The organism is Vagococcus sp. JNUCC 83 (genome assembly GCF_053667615.1).
In genome coordinates, this window is the sequence record NZ_CM132204.1 from 481,520 (window position 1) to 502,027 (window position 20,508).

Genomic DNA, 20,508 nt, shown 5'->3' on the forward strand with positions numbered 1-20,508 from the left:
CAATGTTTTGTTCATTGAAAACTGGATAGTTGAAGTTAGATATCAATATAAACCGAGAACACCGCGTTGAATAGTTTCTTTTAAAGAACTGTGAAATGTGTTAATAATTATCTATCGCTAGGTAGTTATTAATAAAAAACAAGCTAACCGTTAGGTTAGAAAAGGTTAAGTGAATAAGGGCGCACGGTGGATGCCTTGGCACTAGAAGCCGATGAAGGACGGGACTAACACCGATATGCTTCGGGGAGCTGTAAGTAAGCTATGATCCGGAGATTTCCGAATGGGGGAACCCAATATCTTTTATAGGATATTATCTAATAGTGAATACATAGCTATTAGAAGGTAGACGCAGAGAACTGAAACATCTAAGTACCTGCAGGAAGAGAAAGAAAAATCGATTTCCTTAGTAGCGGCGAGCGAAACGGAAACAGCCCAAACCAACAAGCTTGCTTGTTGGGGTTGTAGGACTCAGCTGTGGTAGCTGTTGTGGATAGTCGAATCGACTTGGAAAGGTCAGCCGTAGCGGGTAAAAGCCCCGTAGACGAAATTGACAACACACCTATGAGTATCCTGAGTACGGCGGAACACGAGAAATTCCGTCGGAATCCGGGAGGACCATCTCCCAAGGCTAAATACTCTCTAGTGACCGATAGTGAACCAGTACCGTGAGGGAAAGGTGAAAAGCACCCCGGAAGGGGAGTGAAATAGAACCTGAAACCGTGTGCTTACAAGAAGTTAGAGCCCGTTAATGGGTGATAGCGTGCCTTTTGCAGAATGAACCGGCGAGTTACGATAGCATGCGAGGTTAAGCTGAAGAAGCGGAGCCGTAGCGAAAGCGAGTCTGAATAGGGCGATGAGTATGTTGTCGTAGACCCGAAACCATGTGACCTACCCATGTCCAGGTTGAAGGTGTGGTAAAACGCACTGGAGGACCGAACCCACGTACGTTGAAAAGTGCGGGGATGAGGTGTGGGTAGCGGAGAAATTCCAAACGAACTTGGAGATAGCTGGTTCTCTCCGAAATAGCTTTAGGGCTAGCCTCGGATTTGAGAATGATGGAGGTAGAGCACTGTTTGGACTAGGGGCCCGTCTTGGGTTACCGAATTCAGATAAACTCCGAATGCCATTCATTTATATCCGGGAGTCAGACAGTGAGTGATAAGATCCATTGTCGAAAGGGAAACAGCCCAGACCACCAGCTAAGGTCCCAAAATACATGTTAAGTGGAAAAGGATGTGAGGGTGCACAAACAACTAGGATGTTGGCTCAGAAGCAGCCACCATTTAAAGAGTGCGTAATAGCTCACTAGTCGAGTGCCCTTGCGCCGAAAATGTACCGGGGCTAAACATGTTACCGAAGCTGTGGATAGAACCTTTGGTTCTATGGTAGGAGAGCGTTCTAAGGGCGTTGAAGCTGGATCGTAAGGACTGGTGGAGCGCTTAGAAGTGAGAATGCCGGTATGAGTAGCGAAAGACAGGTGAGAATCCTGTCCACCGAATGACTAAGGTTTCCTGGGGAAGGCTCGTCCTCCCAGGGTTAGTCGGGACCTAAGCTGAGGCCGATAGGCGTAGGCGATGGACAACAGGTTGAGATTCCTGTACTCGTTTGTTTTGTTTGAACAATGGAGGGACACAGGAGGCTATGGGATCGTGCGACTGGAAGTGCACGTTCAAGCAACAAGTCTTGATAAGAGTTAAATGCTTTTATCTTTAAGGACGAGTTGTGATGAGTAGGGAAATAAAGTACCGAAGTCTCAATGTCACACTGTCAAGAAAAGCTTCTAGTTAGAAACAAATGACCCGTACCGCAAACCGACACAGGTAGTCGAGGAGAGAATCCTAAGGTGAGCGAGAGAACTCTCGTTAAGGAACTCGGCAAAATGACCCCGTAACTTCGGGAGAAGGGGTGCTGAACGCAAGTTCAGCCGCAGTGAATAGGCCCAAGCGACTGTTTATCAAAAACACAGGTCTCTGCAAAATCGAAAGATGACGTATAGGGGCTGACGCCTGCCCGGTGCTGGAAGGTTAAGAGGATGGGTTAGCAATAGCGAAGCTCAAAATTGAAGCCCCAGTAAACGGCGGCCGTAACTATAACGGTCCTAAGGTAGCGAAATTCCTTGTCGGGTAAGTTCCGACCCGCACGAAAGGCGTAACGATTTGGGCACTGTCTCAACGAGAGACTCGGTGAAATTTTAGTACCTGTGAAGATGCAGGTTACCCGCGACAGGACGGAAAGACCCCATGGAGCTTTACTGTAGTTTGATATTGAATGTTTGTGACATATGTACAGGATAGGTAGGAGCCGTAGAAGTCGGAACGCTAGTTTCGATGGAGGCGCTGGTGGGATACTACCCTTGTGTTATGACCATTCTAACCCGCACCACTTATCGTGGTGGGAGACAGTGTCAGATGGACAGTTTGACTGGGGCGGTCGCCTCCCAAAAGGTAACGGAGGCGCCCAAAGGTTCCCTCAGAATGGTTGGAAATCATTCGTAGAGTGCAAAGGCAGAAGGGAGCTTGACTGCGAGAGCTACAACTCGAGCAGGGACGAAAGTCGGGCTTAGTGATCCGGTGGTTCCGCATGGAAGGGCCATCGCTCAACGGATAAAAGCTACCCTGGGGATAACAGGCTTATCTCCCCCAAGAGTTCACATCGACGGGGAGGTTTGGCACCTCGATGTCGGCTCGTCGCATCCTGGGGCTGTAGTCGGTCCCAAGGGTTGGGCTGTTCGCCCATTAAAGCGGCACGCGAGCTGGGTTCAGAACGTCGTGAGACAGTTCGGTCCCTATCCGTCGCGGGCGTTGGAAATTTGAGAGGAGCTGTCCTTAGTACGAGAGGACCGGGATGGACATACCTCTGGTGTACCAGTTGTTCTGCCAAGGGCATTGCTGGGTAGCTATGTATGGACGGGATAAACGCTGAAAGCATCTAAGCGTGAAGCCCCCCTCAAGATGAGATTTCCCATTCCTTTAAGGAAGTAAGACCCCTGAAAGATGATCAGGTAGATAGGCTAGGAGTGGAAGTACAGTGATGTATGGAGCGGACTAGTACTAATCGGTCGAGGACTTAACCAAGATAGCGGTGGAAGAATATATTGATACTAACAAAACATCCAGTTTTGAGTGAATAAACACTCAACAGAAATAAAAAGTGCGGTGGCGATGGCAAGAAGGATACACCTGTAACCATGCCGAACACAGAAGTTAAGCTTCTTAGCGCCGAGGGTAGTGAAGGGTTTCCCTTTGTGAGAGTAGGACGTTGCCGTGCTTTTATTTTTATCCGGCATAGCTCAGTTGGTAGTAGCGCATGACTGTTAATCATGATGTCGTAGGTTCGAGTCCTACTGCCGGAGTCAAATTAAATAAAAATAATCCGGCATAGCTCAGTTGGTAGTAGCGCATGACTGTTAATCATGATGTCGTAGGTTCGAGTCCTACTGCCGGAGCTATCAAAAGACCTAATATAACTATTAGGTCTTTTGTCTCTTTGTCAAATCGGACTGATGAGTTGGATTTATAAGATGATATATTTGAGATTATTCTCAGATTTATCATCTTTTTTAGTTATTTAATTTTAATAAGGTCGTTGATCAAGAAAATTCTTATGCGCATATTTGTAAATGAGTTGAATCCATAGGAAACTCTCTTAAGAGTTTTTATATGAGTATTCTTAGCCTCAAGTTTTCCATTGGAAAAACTGTATTTTAGGGCGTTTCTAATACCTACTTCATAGGAAATCAGATTTTCTATTTTATCTCTAAATTGTGTATCCAAGCTATCAGGTAGATTTTTCAATAGTTCGAAAAAGGAATGCCCATCTTTGTTTCTAAAGTGATACATTAGTAAATGGAAGATGTCATAAGCTTCTTTTAGATCAGAAGAGAATGACAGTAGTCGATCAATCACCATAGATTCCGTTAAAAGAGGATACTTTGGAGAAGGAAAACTTCTCCAGGTCTTGAAATTTGAAATGGAAATATTTGTTTGATTTTTTAGAAGTAATTTCCAATTTGATTTTAATTTATTTGCTTTTGACTTTTTCTTGTTGGTAACTAATCTCTTCATTTCTCGGATTCTAAAATCATTAAAAGCGGTGTTCAAATGCTTTACAATATGGAATCTATCAATGATTAACTTAGCAGTAGGAAAGACTTTTTTAATTAATTGAAAATAAGCTGCATTCATATCTGTTACTAAAAATTTAACTTTTTCGCTCTCCGTTGGAGGAACGGGAAAAAGTTAAATTTTTAGTAACAGATATGAATGGTTAATTGTAGAATCAAGTTAGCCACCCTAAAATAATAAAAAAACACCATGGTAAAATTCATGTATCATTGAAGTATCTACCCAACAACGAAAGGAATTTTTATCATGGCGCAAATTCAGAATACCACACAAAAATTGACTTATAAACATCTTTCCTTTGAAGAAAGACAACTTATTGAAGTTTGGCATAATAGAGGTGATTCTAATAGAGCAATCGGTAAACGATTAGGTCGACACCATCAAACAATAAACAATGAGCTAAAACGTGGTACAACAACGCAAATCAAAGAAAATAAAAAGCCTAGACAACTCTATTTTGCTGAGACAGGACAAGCTAAATATATAGAAAATAGAAAGCGTTGTGGTGCTAATTCTAAGCTAGCCAGTGCTGTTGACTTTATTAATTATGCCTGTAAACAGATTATTGATTTTAATTGGTCACCAGATGCAATTGTTGGTTTTATCAAGTCCATGAGGACTTGGAATACACCTACTGTCTCTAATAAGACACTTTATAATTATATTGATAGTGGCTTTTTACCTATTAGAAACCATCATCTCAAGATGAAAATCAGACTCTCACCTAAAAAGAAAAGAAGTCGTAAGCATAAAAAAGAACTAGGAAAATCGATGGATGAACGACCAAGTACAGTTGCTGATAGAAAAAACTTTTAGATTCTTATCAAAATATGCCCACTATTTTAAAACTGAAGAAACAACGATTCCATTGTAAAAGCTGTTCGCACAATTGGACGGCACAGTGTTCTATTGTTGAAAAAAACTGTCATATCAGTAAATTTATTACTTTGAAGATTTTAGAATTATTAACTGAGAAAGTCTCTATGACATTTATAGCTAAACAATGCCACGTTTCTTTAACGACAGTTTTAAGAGTTCTTAAGTCAGTTGAATCACAACTCCCACAACAACTTAAACCACGGTCCTTTCCAAAAGTTTTAATGGTAGATGAATTTAGATCTCACGCTAGTTATGAAGATAAAATGAGCTTCATATGTGCTGATGGAAAAACAGGTGAATTAGTGGACATTTTACCTAGTAGGAAATTAGATAAAATAATCCCTTACTTCAATCGCTCTCCGTTGGAGGAACGGGAAAAAGTTAAATTTTTAGTAACAGATATGAATGCAGCTTATTTTCAATTAATTAAAAAAGTCTTTCCTACTGCTAAGTTAATCATTGATAGATTCCATATTGTAAAGCATTTGAACACCGCTTTTAATGATTTTAGAATCCGAGAAATGAAGAGATTAGTTACCAACAAGAAAAAGTCAAAAGCAAATAAATTAAAATCAAATTGGAAATTACTTCTAAAAAATCAAACAAATATTTCCATTTCAAATTTCAAGACCTGGAGAAGTTTTCCTTCTCCAAAGTATCCTCTTTTAACGGAATCTATGGTGATTGATCGACTACTGTCATTCTCTTCTGATCTAAAAGAAGCTTATGACATCTTCCATTTACTAATGTATCACTTTAGAAACAAAGATGGGCATTCCTTTTTCGAACTATTGAAAAATCTACCTGATAGCTTGGATACACAATTTAGAGATAAAATAGAAAATCTGATTTCCTATGAAGTAGGTATTAGAAACGCCCTAAAATACAGTTTTTCCAATGGAAAACTTGAGGCTAAGAATACTCATATAAAAACTCTTAAGAGAGTTTCCTATGGATTCAACTCATTTACAAATATGCGCATAAGAATTTTCTTGATCAACGACCTTATTAAAATTAAATAACTAAAAAAGATGATAAATCTGAGAATAATCTCAAATATATCATCTTATAAATCCAACTCATCAGTCCGATTTGACAAAGAGCCAATAAAAAATCGTATTGATAGAATTTAATCTATCAATACGATTTAGTGTACAGTCCAAATTATAGAGTCTATGTTATACTATTTTTCTCTAATAACTTCAATTTTATAGCCATCAGGATCGATGATAAAATAATATGAAGGTGGCACATTTGGTAAATGTTTTAATTCTGTAACGTTAAAACCTTCTTCAGTATGTTTTGCATGTAAACCTTCTAAGTCATTAGTTGATATAGCAATATGACCATAACCATTACCTAAGTCATAACCTTCTGAATCATAGTTGTAAGTTAATTCTAATTCATAGGAGTCACCAGGTAAAGTTAGATAAACTAAGGTAAATTTATTTTCAGGAAAATCTCTTCTACGAGATTCTTCAAAATTAAAAGCTTGTTTGTAAAACTTTAGTGAAGCATCTAAATCTTTTACTCGTACACATGTATGAGCCATTTTCATTGTATCAACATCCTTTTCTCATAGATTACTTTCATAGTAACATGTAATATTTATGAATTCTAGTTTTTGGTTTGTTATATATTGTAAAAAGCTAAAGACACGGTTAAATCATAAGGTGTAAAAGCTGTTTTAACATGTATGTTATTATTTTCATCTTTATAGACTTCTTTATAAGTACCACCTAGAATAGTAGGGATAACTTGTATATTGGTATACTTATTAATTAAGATATCTGATTTATAACTATCTTCAATAGAAATAAAACCTAAGTTGAAATCAGAATCAGAATTTTGTTTATTTGGTATAAAGATGCTAAGTCTATTAGTGTTTGAATGTGTATCATAAAGCATTTTTGCATAGGTATTAGGTATGATGTTGTCATAGAGTTCATATATTTTTCTTGAATGATACTCGTTGTAGTGAGTCTTTAAATCATCATCAGATAGACCAGCGTATAGGCTAGAAAAGAAATGATCTTCTTTTAGTTGTAAGATTGTTTCAAATAGTATTTTTTGCTTTTCTTCTTTCTTGATTTCAGGAATAGTAGTATGCAAATACTCCTTATGTCTAATATTCGCTGACGATGTATTAATAATCATATAGTCAGAGTGAGTATCTTTTCTTTGTCTCAACGTTGTAATATCGTAGAACTGTTTTCTTTTTTTCTTTTTTCTTTTCTTTTTTTTCTTTTTGGTTGGAACGATATAATAGTCATCTTCGTTATCTTCATTATCAATAGAGTCAGTAATAGAATGATGAAACCTGTTATTGATAAAATCTTCTATTTGATAATATATTTCTGGATTTAAATAGACGATAAGAATAATGGCTAGTAGCATGGCTAATGATGATATAAAAAGATAAGCAAACCAAAAGAAACTTGGAGTATATGTCAAAAAAAGAGCAATAATCCAAAATATAATAATCAATATGCCAATTGTCTTTAAATGCTTCATATGCTTTAGGTACCTTTCTATAAAAAAATACAAACTGATATAATTATATTTAACCATAGTTTGATGTTTAAAACAAACGTATTCAATAAATTTTATAGCGTTTTTCTTTAATGACTTATTAATAGAATATAGTATAATACAATGGTGAGTAAAAATTAGAAAGGGTTGAGGTAATGGAAGCTTCCAATTTATTTGCTGTAGTTGATATAGAAACTACTGGTACAAATCAACAGACAGACAAAATTATTCAATTTGCTTGTGTGATTATTGAAAATCAACAAATTGTTAATCAGCTATCTATTGATATTAATCCACTACGCTCAATACCAAAACAGATAACAGAATTGACTGGTATTTCCAATAAAGATGTGGCAAATGCTCCTTATTTTGAAGATGTGGCATATACGATTAAGCAACTATTAGAAGGATGTGTGTTTGTTGCACACAATGTTTTTTTTGATTTTAATTTTTTAAATAGCGAGCTGACTAGAGCGGGAATAGAGCCATTAAAGACTCCCTGCATTGATACAGTTGAGTTATTTCAGATATTATTTCCAACTTCAAGTGGCTTTAGGGTAAGTGATATGGCATCAGAACTATCTATCATTCATTCTAATCCTCATCAAGCATTAAGTGATGCTTATGTTACAGCACAAGGATTTATATTAATGATAGAAAAGCTTAGGGCTCTACCATTAGTCACAAAAGAAACATTAGCAAGTTTGTCTATAGATTTGAGTGTTAACAATCAGGATTTATTTCAAATGGTGTTAGATGAATCGGTTGATAAAGATTATTTACCCACAGATGATTATACTATTGTAGACGGTATCGCTCTAAAGAAAAAATCGTATAGTTATCGTTTTAGAGTAAAAGATGAATTGAAAAGTTTTGATGATTCTTTAGCTCGTTTACGGCTAACACAAAAAGAGATGGCAACAGATATTTATGAATTTCTGAGTGAGAAAAATGACTTTAAAAATTTATTTATTGAAGCTGAAACAGGTACTGGCAAGACGTTAGGGTATTTATATCCTTTGGCATTTTTTTCTAATAAAGAGAAATATTTAATTTCAACTTCTACTATAATGCTACAAAACCAAATTGAGTATCAGGATATATCTTTGTTAAATAAATTAACGAACGCGAATAAGCAAGGAGTAGTTGTAAAGAGTGCATCACATTATATTAGTTTAGAGTCATTTAAACAAACGCTTGAACAGCCAGTGTCACAAAAAAATTATGCAATGTGTCAGATGGCTATATTGGTTTGGCTCTTAGAAACTAACACAGGTGATTTAGATGAAGTTAATGTGATTAAAAACAATATATTTTATCATCAGGTTAGTCATTTTGGACAACAAGAGTTACTAAAGTCTTCCGTTTTTTTTGAAGAAGATTTTTATCATTATTTAACAGACAAATGTCAGTTTGCTGATTTTATAATAGTAAATCATTCGTTCCTGTTAGCAGATAGTCAAAAAGAGGAACGTTTTTTACCTGTATTTGATACAGTTGTCATAGATGAAGCACATCAATTACCAAGGCTGATTGAATCTTCCTCTACGAAAAAATTATCTTTGTCTTCATGGTTATTTGAATTAAATCGTTTAGTGGAGATTTTTGGAATTATCAATAGTCATCAGAAAGATGATGTTGAGATGAGTGTGACAATCTATAGAGAATTACGAGATTCCTTATTATGGCTTGAAGAAGTTTTTCTAACGTATTATGATATTCAACATAAAAATGAAGAACAGTTGATTAGTATTCGAGAACTGTTTGACCAAGTACCTATTGTAAAAAGAAGTATCAAACAAATAAATGTTTTGTATAGAGAGTTGTTAGAACTTATTAAATTAAATCGAAATAATGTGACATTAAATGATAAGGATTTTTATAAAATACGAAACGATGTGGAAGTTAGTTATGGTCTATTTCAATCTTATTTCTATGATAATAATGACAAACTAGTCAGATGGGTTTATAGTAATAAATCTCATGTCATTTTGTCGATGATTCAATTTTCTGATTTGACAGTCGAACAGTATGAATGGTATAAAAAAGCTAAAAAAATTATCTATACTAGTGGTAGTTTACAATTAGATAATGATTCTAGTTATTTTGAACGTAAGCTTGGTATTAATAACATAGAGAAAAAAACTTTGCCAACAGTATTTAATTATGGTAAACAGGCAAGATTATTTCTATTAAATGATGTAGCATATTACTCAATTAAATCGACAAAAGATTTTTCTAAGCGGATATCCAAGTCTGTGAGACAATTGTATGATGTTCATGAAAAAACAATGCTTGTTCTCTTTACATCACATCAATTATTAGAGTTGGTATATAAAAACTTAGTCGATTACTTTAATCAAAGAGACGTTTTAGTTTTAGCACAAGGTATTTCGGGGACTAAGGAGAAGATTATAAAGAAAATCAATCAAGGTAATAAGTGTATTATTCTTGGTGCTAACAGTTTTTGGGAAGGAATGGACTTTAATAAACAATCAATTGACATTGTTATCATGACTAAGTTACCATTTGAACCACCTACACGACCGATTGTTCAAGCGAGATATCGTTATATCGAGCAACAAGGACGAAACCCATTTTATGAAGATGCTATACCACAAGCAGGGATGACACTCAGACAAGGGATTGGTCGTTTGTTAAGAAGTCCAGATGACAAGGGAGTATTGGTTCTTCTAGATGATCGATTAGTATCTAGTCAGTACAGTCATGAGCTACAATCTTATCTTCCAAAATCATTGACAATTCGTTCTGTTAATTTATCTGAATTGTTGAGAGAATCGGTTGTTTTTTTAGGCAAAAGCTGTGAATAAATTTTAGTATAGGAGAAAGTGTATGCGTGAAAATAAACTAATAAAATATTTGACGATAACTCTTATCACCATTCTTGTAGTAATAAGTGCTATTTTTTATCGTTCAACGTCCACCTATCGTTCAACTAAGCGTCAAGCAGTGGCGATTGCAAAAAATTTAGGTCATATCAATAAAGTTGATGAATTTTATTGGTTTACAAGGCAGGAGAATACTTACAGTGTTGTTGGAAGAGATGATAACAATCAAGAAAAGATTGTTATGATTCCAGAGAATGGAAAAGGAGCATTGGTGATTTACGCAGATAAAGGAGTTAAACAAGATGATGCTATACAAACTGTACTCAAGACTAATGAAACAAAAATGATTAAAAAAGTATCGTTGGGATTAGTTGATGAGAAACCTGTTTGGGAAATAACTGCTAAAAGTAAAGATGATCATTTGGTGTATTACTTAGTTGATTTTTATTCTGGCGAGATAAAAAATGGAGCATTAAAAATTTAAGGGGATGAAAAAATGGAGTTTTCAAAGAAAGTTAGTCAATTAAAAGAATCAGCGACACTTCAAGCAGCAGCAAAAGCAAAAAAATTAAAAGAACAAGGAATAGATGTATTAAACTTAACGGTTGGTGAACCTGATTTTCCAACGCCAAACTCGATTCAACAAGCAGCCATCCGCTCGATAGAAGAGGGAGTATCAAGCTTTTATACAGCAGCTACAGGTCTTAATGAGTTGAAGCAGGCAATTATAGATAGAACAAGAGAAGATTATGGCGTGAGTTATAGGTTAAATGAAGTATTTGTTGGTACGGGAGCCAAATTTATTTTATATTCTTTGTTTCAGACAATTTTAAATCCAGGTGATGAAGTGATTATTCCAACACCTTATTGGGTAAGCTATAGTGCACAGGTTGAACTGGCTGAGGGAAAGCCGGTTTTTGCAGAGACGACACAAGACAACCATTACCGTGTTACTGTAGATGAACTGGAAAAAGTACGAACAGAGCGTACGAAAGCGATTATTTTAAATTCTCCTTCTAATCCAACTGGTAGTATTTATACTAAAGAAGAATTAATAAGCATTGGTGAGTGGGCTGTTTTGCATAACATTTATATAATTGCCGATGATATTTACGCGAAACTAGTTTATAATGGTAATGTATTTACATCAATAGTGAGTTTATCTGATGAGATTAAGCAACAAACCATTGTGGTTAATGGTGTATCAAAGGCATATGCTATGACAGGTTGGCGAATTGGTTATGCTTTATGTAACCAAGAGATAACATCACAAGTATCAAAAGTCATGTCTCAGTCGACAGGAAATCCGACTACAGTTAGTCAATATGCAGCAATTGAAGCGTTAAGTGGTGATCAAGACATTGTTGAATTGATGCGTCAAACATTTGAAGAAAGATTAAATCAGATTTATCCTTTAGTTAAAGCTATACCAGGTGTTAAAGTAGAAAAACCTCAAGGGGCTTTTTATCTTTATCCTAATATTAAGGAAACTATGGAGATATGTGGATACGATAATGTGACTACTTGGGTCAACGATTTACTTGAAGAAGTCCATGTAGCTGTTGTCACAGGTGAAGCTTTTGGAACGAACCATCATGTCAGACTTAGTTATGCAACAGATATAAAAACATTAACTCAAGCAATCGAAAAAATAAACCAATTTATTGATAGTAAACGAATTTAATATAAAATTTAGTGGGGTGTTCAAGTGGAAACAATAAATATTATTGATTCAAAAAAACATGTTGGAGAAGTTGTTAAAATTGGTGCATGGGTTGCCAATAAACGCTCTAGCGGTAAAATAGCTTTCTTACAATTAAGAGATGGTTCAGCTTATTTTCAAGGAGTCGTTGTCAAAAATGAGGTAGGCGATGAAGTTTTTGAGTTAGCTAAAAGTTTAAATCAAGAAACATCAGTGATTGTGACTGGTGAAATCAGAGAAGACACTCGTTCAAAATTTGGATATGAAATTGGTATTCAAGGAATTGAAGTTGTCGGAGAAAGTCATGATTACCCAATTACACCGAAAGAGCATGGAACAGACTTTTTAATGGATCATCGTCATTTATGGTTGCGTTCATCAAAACAACATGCCATTATGCAAGTAAGAAATGAATTAATTCGTGCGACATATGAATTCTTTAACGACCGTGGATTTATTAAAATCGATCCACCAATTTTAACAAGTAGTGCACCAGAGGGAACAACAGAATTATTTGAGACAGATTATTTTGGCTCTCCTGCATACCTATCTCAAACTGGTCAGCTATATCTTGAAGCAGCTGCAATGGCGTTTGGAAAAGTATTTTCTTTTGGTCCGACGTTCCGTGCAGAAAAATCAAAAACACGTCGTCATTTAACTGAGTTTTGGATGATGGAACCAGAGATGGCATTTGTTGATCAAGAAGGAAGTTTAGAAATCCAAGAGCAATATGTGGCATTTATGATTGAAAAAGTGTTAGAAAATTGTGACTATGCTTTGGACGTTTTAGAGCGCGACAAAGATTTATTGAGAAAATACACAGAACTACCATTCCCACGTATTTCTTACGATGAAGCGGTTGAATTGTTACAACAAAATGGATTTGAAGATATTACTTGGGGTGATGACTTTGGCTCACCACATGAAACGTTTATCGCAAACCATTTTGAAAAACCAGTATTCATTTTAAACTATCCAAAATCAATGAGTCCATTCTACATGAAACCACATCCAACAAGAGATGATGTAGTGATTCGTGCTGATTTAATCGCTCCAGAAGGGTATGGAGAAATTATCGGTGGTAGTGAAAGGGCAATAGGTTACGATTACCTATTAGCTCAAATAGAAAAAGATGGTCTAGATCGTAAAGATTATGAGTGGTACTTAGATTTACAAAAATATGGTGCTGTTCCTCATTCTGGTTTTGGTTTGGGGTTAGAAAGAACAGTAACCTGGGTATGTGGTATTGAACATGTTCGTGAAGCTAGTCCATTCCCACGTTTGTTACACCGTATTTATCCATAAAGCAATAAAGGCTCCTTTAAAGGGGCTTTTTTGTTTGACATAATATAAAAAAAGTCATAACCTTACATTAATAAATGAGAGGTGAAAAAATATGAAACAAAAAATACACATTGATGGGATGAATTGTGGACACTGTTCTAGTCGCGTTGAAAAAGGATTGTCAGAAATCGATGGGGTTAGTGATGTCAACGTCTCACTAGAAAATAAGGAGGCTGATGTGGCTTTTGACGAATCAAAAGTAGCGATTAAAGATTTAGTAAATAAAATTGAAGATTTAGGTTATATACCAACTATTTAAAAACTCGACTGAAAAAAGTCGAGTTTTTTGTATTAAACTAAATGAAATAAATGAGCAATACCAGTTGTTAGCATTGTGATACCAACACCAATAATGGTTGGAATGATAAAGGAAGCAAATGTCCATTTTTTACTTTTTGTTTCTTTATAAATAGTTAGCAATGTGGTTGAGCAAGGCCAATGATATAGAGTAAACAAAATTACATTCATAGCTGTGAGCCAAGTCCAACCATTACTTAATAATAGCTGTCTAAATTGATCTAAAGAACTAAAATCTGTGATTGTTCCTGTTGCCATATAACCCATAATCATAATAGGAATAACAATTTCATTTGCTGGTAAACCTAGAATAAAAGCCATAAAGATAGTGCCATCTAGTCCCATTAGTCTAGCAAATGGATCAATAAAACTAGTGATACTTTGCAAAATAGATTGATCTCCAATAGAGACATTGGCTAATACCCAAATCACTAATCCGGCTGGAGCCGCGACAATAATAGCACGCCATAAGACAAATAATGTTCTATCAAAAATCGAGCGAACGATGACTTGACCAACTTGTGGTTTTCTATAAGGTGGTAATTCTAAAGTAAAAGATGACGGAATCCCTGTTAAGACAGTCTTTGATAGTAGACGTGACACAAAAATCGTCGTAAAAACACCGAGTAATATGACACCTGTTAAAAAGGTTGCAGATTTAATTGACCCAAGAAGTCCCACGGCACCTCCTGTAAAGAATACTGTAATGACAGTGATAAGAATAGGAAAACGACCGTTACATGGAACAAAATTATTTGTAATAATAGCAATAAGTCGCTCTCTAGGTGAGTCAATAATTCTTGCGCCAACCACGCCAGCCGCATTGCAGCCAAATCCCATACACATGGTTAATGCTTGTTTACCACATGCACCAGCTTTTTGAAAATGCTTGTCTAAGTTGAAAGCAACTCTTGGGAGATACCCAAAGTCTTCTAGTAAAGTAAACAATGGAAAGAAGATAGCCATTGGTGGTAACATAACTGCAACTACGGTTGAAAGAACTTTGTATACCCCATCAATTAAAACATCTCGAATGATTTCTGGCACACCCCAACTTGTAGTGATACTCATCAGCCAATTCCCAAATTTATCAAAATTATCTGCTAAAAAATCAGAGGGGCCGTCAGCTCCTTCAATTGTAAACCAAAAGATGATCATTAATAATAGAATCATGATTGGAATACCTGTACTTTTTTGTGTTAACAGTTTATCTAATTTTTGATCTTTTAAATCAAAGTTTTTATCCTCAAAAATAGTCACCTCTTTTACTATCACACTTGCTCTATCGACTATTGCTAGTGTCTCAGTTTCCTTGTCTTCATGCAGTTGTTGTAAGGCTTCAATCATAAAAGGATTGGATGTTATATCACCATCAATCACGGCTTTGGTTTGTTTCATTAGTGTATCTAGACCTTGTTTTTTTACAGCCGATGTTCCAACAACAGGCACGCCAAGTAGTTCTTGCAATTTGTCTAAATTAATATGAATTTTTTTCTTTTTAGCTTCATCTAACAAATTAACACAAACAACAACATTTGGTGTGAGTTGCATGATTTGTAACACAAGATTTAAGTTTCTTTCTAAACTGGTTGCATCACAAACAACAATGGTTGCTTGTGATTCATTAGATTTTATAAAATCACGTGCAACCTCTTCTTCAGCAGAATGAGCAGATAAAGAATAGGTACCGGGTAAATCAACTAGAATAAAGCCTTGACCATCGAATTCTGTTCGACCTTGAGCCAAATCAACTGTCTTCCCGGGCCAGTTTCCTGTGTGTTGTCTTAGTCCTGTCAGTTCGTTAAAAACAGAACTTTTACCGACATTAGGATTTCCGGCGAGAGTAATCACTACATCGGACTCTTTTTTTCTTTCGATTACAAACATATCTCTTTCTTCATTTGTCATCACAATATACCTCCACATACTGAGCATCTGAATTTCTTAAAGCAATGGTTGTTCCTCGTAGACGATAGGCAATAGGGTCTTTTTTGGGACTTACAAGTGTTTTCTTTACAGTTGTTCCAGGATAAAATCCCAAATCATAAAGTCGTTGTTTCATATCAGCATCTGGGTGAATGACATGACTGATAGTTGCCTGATCATCAAGTTCTAAGTTTAGTAAAGTTTTCATATTTTTACTCCTTTTTTTAGGTTAGCCTAATTTATCTTTATTTTATACCTAATATACTATTTAATCAATCCTTTCTGAATTGTATATAGATATCACTCTTTTCTTATTATGTTTTATTTGTGCTAAAATGAGGTATTAATATAAAGGGGTGGATTACATGGAAAAATTTTATGATAAGTACTATGTTGACCGTTATGATACGGATTCTCTGAAGTGGGATGGGGTTTCTGATAGGTATGGAAGCAAAGGGTTGTTGCCATTATGGGTAGCAGATATGGATTTTAAAATCCCACATGAGGTACAAAATAAAATGCAAGAACGAATTAACCATGGGGTATTTGGTTATTCACTTGTCCCTGAAGGTTATTATCATGCTGTAGTTTCTTGGCAAAAAGAGAGACATCATGTATCAATTGATAAAGATTGGCTACGTTTTTCTACCGGGGTGGTCAATTCACTACATTATTTGATTCAATGTTTTACTAAAGGACGTGAGGCAGTGATGATTTTTTCACCAGTTTATTACCCATTCTATGATGTCATTAATCAGAACAATCGACAACTTGTGGTGTCTGAATTAGTAGTGGAAGATGGAAAGTATAAAATCGATTATGACAGTATGGAAAAAAAGATTATCGAAAATCAGGTAAAAGCGATTATTTTTTGTTCACCTCATAATCCAGTTGGTAGAGTGTGGTCATTAGAAGAATTGACTAAAGTAAAAGAAATCTGTAAAGAACATAGTGTCTTGATTATTTCAGATGAAATACATCAAGATTTTACTAGTAAAAACACATCTTTTAATAGTTTTTTGAGTGTTAGTGATATCGATTATGACCAGTTGATAGTAGTTAATGCTGCATCTAAATCATTTAATCTAGCCAGTTTATTACACTCGCATATTTTTATTCCATCTCAAAAAAATAGAGAGACTTATGATGAGTTTATCAAGACAAGAATTAGTAACCCAACCAGTTTGATGGGAGTTATTGCAACACAAACTAGTTATGAGTTTGGTAAACTATGGTTAAATGAACTTAATGAAACGATTGATGAGAACTTTGACTTAATGAAAAAATTATTTTCAACTCTTTTACCAGATGCAGTTGTCTATGAGAAAGAAGGAACGTATTTGTCATGGATTGATTTATCATCATATGTTACACAAGAAAATATAAAAAAAGTAATGCAAGAAGAAGCTAAAATAGCTATAGATTACGGTGAATGGTTTGGTAAAAATAATGGAACATTTATTCGAGTTAATTTAGCAACACATCCTAAAAATATTGACATAGCTGTAAATAATTTAGCAAATGTGTTAAACAATTAGTAAATTTTAAAATTTATTTAAGGTTTCCCTAAAATGCTGAGAATTATATTAGTCAATATGGTAATATTAGTGTTATAAATATGGTGTTTTAGGAGATGCATAATGGATAATAAGTCAAGAAGAAACAAGAAGGTAAAAAAGAAATCGAGCGGATTGAAAAAGACAGTCATAGTATTACTAACAATTTTATTAGTCATTATCGCAGGCGCTGGAATTTTTTTAGCAAAAACGTATTTTGATGTAAAAAATGTTGCTGATAAAGTCAGTGCCCCAGTAGATGGAAGACCTGATGATAAAAATATTCAGGAGGGTGCACCATTTTCAGTATTACTGTTAGGAATTGATACAGGTGATTTTGGACGAAATGATGTGGGACGTTCGGATACGATGTTAGTTGCAACGGTGAACCCGAAAGAGAAAAAAACAACATTAATAAGTATTCCACGAGACACACGAACTGAGATTGTTGGACATGATACGGTAGAAAAAGTTGCTCATGCATACGCTTATGGGCAAGCTAAAATGGCAATGGATACTGTTGATAATTTGCTAGATATGCAATTAAACCATTATGTGTGGATTAATATGATGGGATTTGAAGAGTTAGTCAATGCTGTGGATGGTGTTGAAGTGACGAATAAGTTTGAATTTGCTCAAGATGGCATAACTTTTAAAAAAGGTCCTATCAAGTTAAATGGTAAAGAGGCTTTAGCTTATACAAGAATGAGATATGAAGATCCAAATGGTGATTATGGGCGTCAAGCGAGACAACAGCAAGTGATTGAAGCTATTGCTAATAAAGCTTTAGGATTTACGGGTGTTAAGCGATATAAAGATATTTTAAAAGCAATCGAGAACAATATGAAGACAGATTTAGAGCCAGACGAAATGTTTGAAATAGCGATGAAATATCGTGATAGCTTTAAGCATATTCAAAGTGAAACATTACAAGGAGAAGGTGTAATGATTGACGGTATTTCTTATCAAGAAATACCTGAAACAGAATTGGTTCGTGTTCAAAATTTAGTAAAATCGCAACTTAAATAACAAAAAGAGTTAACCACCTAATTAATAGATGGTTAACTCTTTTATTTTTTTATATGTTTTGAAAACCACCTGCTATGCGGGTGGTTCTAAAGAGCTTTCAGCGTGGTATTAAAAAAGCCTCCTAAAATGATAAGATAAATTTGGTTTCCCGACCACAAAATATCAATCATATAGGAGGCTCCTTATGAAAAAGGACAATCAAAGTTTATCACACACAACATGGAAATGTAAGTATCATATAGTTTTTGCACCTAAATACAGACGACAAATTATTTATGGAAAATACAAACAAAGTATCGGAGAAATACTAAGGTTATTATGTGAGCGAAAAGGTGTTGAAATAATTGAAGCTAGCGCATGTAAAGATCATGTTCATATGTTAGTAAGTATTCCACCAAAATTAAGTGTTTCAGGATTCATAGGTTACTTAAAAGGAAAAAGCAGTCTTATGATCTTTGACAGACATGCTAATTTGAAATATAGATATGGTAACAGAAAATTTTGGTGTCGGGGTTACTATGTTGATACAGTAGGACGAAATAAGAAACAAATTGAGGAATACATAAGAAATCAAATTCGAGAAGATTATGTAGCAGATCAACTAACATTATTTGAAGAATATGATCCGTTTACAGGAGAGAAAAATAAAAAGAAATAATAGATCCTTTTAGGATCAGCGAGTGAATGTGGTGCATGAGGGAAACCGTTTCAGTGAGCCTTTCAGGCTCAAGCCGGTAATAGAGGCTTTCAGCCGAAGAACAAACCTCCAGTTCTCACTGGAGGTTTTGATTAAGCTAATGCTCCCATTGGATCCCAGGGTGCTAAAACAGTGGCATTGTCTTGTTCAACGATTTTTTTCAAGTCATCTGAAAGGTATTTTTTGTTAACCACAACTTGATAAGTATATTCACTCATCCAGTCATCACTCATGACAAAATAACCTTTTGTTCCAACTTTATCTCCCCAACTATTTTCAACTTTCCATTTAGTTGGTTTGTCGTTGATTAAGTTAACACCAGTTAAGACCATAGCATGGGTCATTAAACTTTCACCATAATCTAAGCGTTCAGCTTTACTCATAGTGTAGTTGATGTCTAAAGTATCTTCAACACTGTAAATATCTGTTGCCATAATACCAGTATCTCTTGTAGAAGACTGGCCGACATCACAACCAAACCAAACACTTTCGCCATCTTTTAATTGGTTAATAGCCAGTTGTTTAAATGTTTCAATGTCAACATTTAAATGACGTACTTCTTTACCACCGACCACGTTTCCTAACATATCTACAGTGTAAACTTGATTGTAAGGTTTGTCCTTAGTTGGTGCGTTGATGATGCTGACATAATCATTTAAGTCAGTGCCGATGTATTTATCATAGAAAGAAGTTGGTGTTAAGCCTTGTTCTATATGATAGTTTCCATCAGTATCGTAATAAGAATAGTCAAATTCAGTTGGAGGCGTACCAAGAGAAGTACTTAGTAAGTTATAAATCTCTTGCAATAACTCAACTTTACGAGTTTCAACTTCTTTTTCAGAAGCTCCATTATGAATTAATGTTCTAAGTGTTAAGGCATCTTTTCTTAGTTTTTTGTTTAAATAAGTGTTTAACTCACGACTGCTTGAACTACTTTTAGTTTCAGGCATGATTGTTTTTGGCACAATGCCATATTTTTGGATAATTGCTACTAACATATCCCATTGTCCACCATCTTGTTGAGGTGTTGCTAGTAAGAATGCGACTTCACGACTGGTTAACTCTTGATTGCTTGTTTTGATGATGTTTTCGTAGAAATAATTTGCTTTTTCAAATTTATCCCAAAAGAATGTGTAATTTTGAGATAGCTCAAAGTCTTTAATGTGATGATTGTTTAAGACATCATGTCTGAATGTATTGAGTGCAGCAAACATCCAACAACGACCACTTTGTTTTTGATTTGTGACGTTTCCTGTATCTAAGTCGATAGAGAAGACGGGATTGTTTTCAACAACTGCTTTTTGATTTTCTGATGATGCTAAAATACCATTTTTCATGACAGCACGTTGACTTAATAAGTGCTCACGATTTGAAACATATTTTTGTTCCATTTGTTTAATTTGTTCAGTTGAAATTGATTTTACCATGTAAACACACCTTTCTTTTGTTTCTATTCTACTCCAATGAAAGAGAAAATAACACTAAATCGATTGTTTTTTTGAATGCTCCTGTTTTGCGAAAGTATGTTCGGTATGATAAAATTGAGAAAATAAGTAAATCTAAAGGAGTTTCA

At 35.1% G+C, this 20,508-nt stretch carries 13 protein-coding genes, 2 tRNA genes, 2 rRNA genes and 3 pseudogenes; 14 read left to right on the forward strand and 6 right to left on the reverse strand.

Translation table 11 applies throughout. The features are described from left to right. Positions 1–163: 163 nt before the first annotated feature. The 4 genes from JNUCC83_RS02265 to JNUCC83_RS02280 all read left to right on the forward strand — a co-directional run bounded on the left by JNUCC83_RS02265 (position 164) and on the right by JNUCC83_RS02280 (position 3,445). Positions 164–3,074 (forward strand): 23S ribosomal RNA (locus JNUCC83_RS02265). A gap of 77 nt (positions 3,075–3,151) precedes the next feature. Then, positions 3,152–3,267, forward strand: a 5S ribosomal RNA gene (gene rrf / locus JNUCC83_RS02270). 11 nt (positions 3,268–3,278) lie between these two features. Further along, positions 3,279–3,352, forward strand: a tRNA-Asn gene (locus JNUCC83_RS02275). A 19-nt stretch (positions 3,353–3,371) separates the two neighbouring features. Then, a tRNA-Asn gene (locus JNUCC83_RS02280) sits at positions 3,372–3,445 on the forward strand. Between the two features lie 118 nt (positions 3,446–3,563). On the opposite strand, the pseudogene JNUCC83_RS02285 reads toward JNUCC83_RS02280, so the two are convergent. Further along, positions 3,564–4,220: pseudogene (locus JNUCC83_RS02285) on the reverse strand (transposase); the annotation flags it as partial. A gap of 150 nt (positions 4,221–4,370) precedes the next feature. Between JNUCC83_RS02285 and JNUCC83_RS02290 the strand changes: the two are divergent. Together JNUCC83_RS02290 and JNUCC83_RS02295 are read left to right on the forward strand one after the other, a co-directional pair. Then, positions 4,371–4,937 (forward strand): annotated as a pseudogene (locus JNUCC83_RS02290) (transposase); the annotation flags it as partial. Positions 4,938–4,939: 2 nt separating this feature from the next. Next, positions 4,940–6,025: pseudogene (locus JNUCC83_RS02295) on the forward strand (ISL3 family transposase); the annotation flags it as partial. Between the two features lie 161 nt (positions 6,026–6,186). On the opposite strand, the gene gloA reads toward JNUCC83_RS02295, so the two are convergent. Then, the gene (gene gloA, locus JNUCC83_RS02300; RefSeq protein WP_454460631.1) at positions 6,187–6,561 is read right to left on the reverse strand and encodes a lactoylglutathione lyase; all 375 of its coding nucleotides are present in this window, start codon (positions 6,559–6,561) and stop codon (positions 6,187–6,189) included. Positions 6,562–6,635: 74 nt separating this feature from the next. Next, positions 6,636–7,517, reverse strand: coding sequence for a hypothetical protein (locus JNUCC83_RS02305; RefSeq protein WP_454460632.1), 882 nt, complete (start codon positions 7,515–7,517; stop codon positions 6,636–6,638). 173 nt (positions 7,518–7,690) lie between these two features. Here JNUCC83_RS02305 and JNUCC83_RS02310 point away from each other — a divergent pair, with 173 nt between their 5' ends. The 5 genes from JNUCC83_RS02310 (at position 7,691) to JNUCC83_RS02330 (ending at position 13,689) form a co-directional block, all read left to right on the forward strand. Next, on the forward strand, positions 7,691–10,366 hold the full coding sequence (locus JNUCC83_RS02310) for a helicase C-terminal domain-containing protein (protein ID WP_454460633.1): 2,676 nt from the start codon (positions 7,691–7,693) through the stop codon (positions 10,364–10,366). Positions 10,367–10,388: 22 nt separating this feature from the next. After that, the gene (locus tag JNUCC83_RS02315) at positions 10,389–10,868 is read left to right on the forward strand and encodes a cell wall elongation regulator TseB-like domain-containing protein (protein ID WP_454460634.1); all 480 of its coding nucleotides are present in this window, start codon (positions 10,389–10,391) and stop codon (positions 10,866–10,868) included. A gap of 12 nt (positions 10,869–10,880) precedes the next feature. Beyond that, positions 10,881–12,068 carry a pyridoxal phosphate-dependent aminotransferase gene (locus tag JNUCC83_RS02320; protein ID WP_454460635.1) on the forward strand — a complete coding sequence of 396 codons (1,188 nt, stop codon included), beginning with the start codon at positions 10,881–10,883 and terminating at the stop codon, positions 12,066–12,068. A 24-nt stretch (positions 12,069–12,092) separates the two neighbouring features. Beyond that, the gene (gene asnS, locus JNUCC83_RS02325) at positions 12,093–13,391 is read left to right on the forward strand and encodes an asparagine--tRNA ligase (RefSeq protein WP_454460636.1); all 1,299 of its coding nucleotides are present in this window, start codon (positions 12,093–12,095) and stop codon (positions 13,389–13,391) included. Positions 13,392–13,482: 91 nt separating this feature from the next. Further along, the gene (locus JNUCC83_RS02330) at positions 13,483–13,689 is read left to right on the forward strand and encodes a heavy-metal-associated domain-containing protein (RefSeq protein ID WP_454460637.1); all 207 of its coding nucleotides are present in this window, start codon (positions 13,483–13,485) and stop codon (positions 13,687–13,689) included. 32 nt (positions 13,690–13,721) lie between these two features. Here the strand turns inward: JNUCC83_RS02330 and feoB are convergent, their stop codons facing one another. Then, entirely contained in the window at positions 13,722–15,635 is a 1,914-nt protein-coding gene (gene feoB / locus JNUCC83_RS02335; RefSeq protein ID WP_454460638.1) for a ferrous iron transporter B, read from the reverse strand. Further along, complete coding sequence (locus tag JNUCC83_RS02340; protein WP_454460639.1) at positions 15,625–15,861, reverse strand: FeoA family protein; 237 nt, start codon at positions 15,859–15,861, stop codon at positions 15,625–15,627. The genes feoB and JNUCC83_RS02340 overlap by 11 nt, the downstream gene beginning before the upstream one ends. A 157-nt stretch (positions 15,862–16,018) precedes the next feature. Here JNUCC83_RS02340 and JNUCC83_RS02345 point away from each other — a divergent pair, with 157 nt between their 5' ends. From JNUCC83_RS02345 to tnpA, 3 genes are all read left to right on the forward strand, one after another. Continuing rightward, positions 16,019–17,191, forward strand: coding sequence for a MalY/PatB family protein (locus JNUCC83_RS02345; protein WP_454460640.1), 1,173 nt, complete (start codon positions 16,019–16,021; stop codon positions 17,189–17,191). Positions 17,192–17,293: 102 nt separating this feature from the next. After that, positions 17,294–18,238: an LCP family glycopolymer transferase gene (locus JNUCC83_RS02350; protein WP_454460641.1), complete on the forward strand. Its 945-nt coding sequence runs from the start codon at positions 17,294–17,296 to the stop codon at positions 18,236–18,238. 184 nt (positions 18,239–18,422) lie between these two features. Beyond that, complete coding sequence (gene tnpA, locus JNUCC83_RS02355) at positions 18,423–18,896, forward strand: IS200/IS605 family transposase (protein ID WP_454459189.1); 474 nt, start codon at positions 18,423–18,425, stop codon at positions 18,894–18,896. Positions 18,897–19,027: 131 nt separating this feature from the next. Here the strand turns inward: tnpA and JNUCC83_RS02360 are convergent, their stop codons facing one another. Beyond that, positions 19,028–20,362, reverse strand: coding sequence for a C1 family peptidase (locus JNUCC83_RS02360; RefSeq protein ID WP_454460642.1), 1,335 nt, complete (start codon positions 20,360–20,362; stop codon positions 19,028–19,030). Between the last annotated feature and the right edge of the window lie 146 nt (positions 20,363–20,508).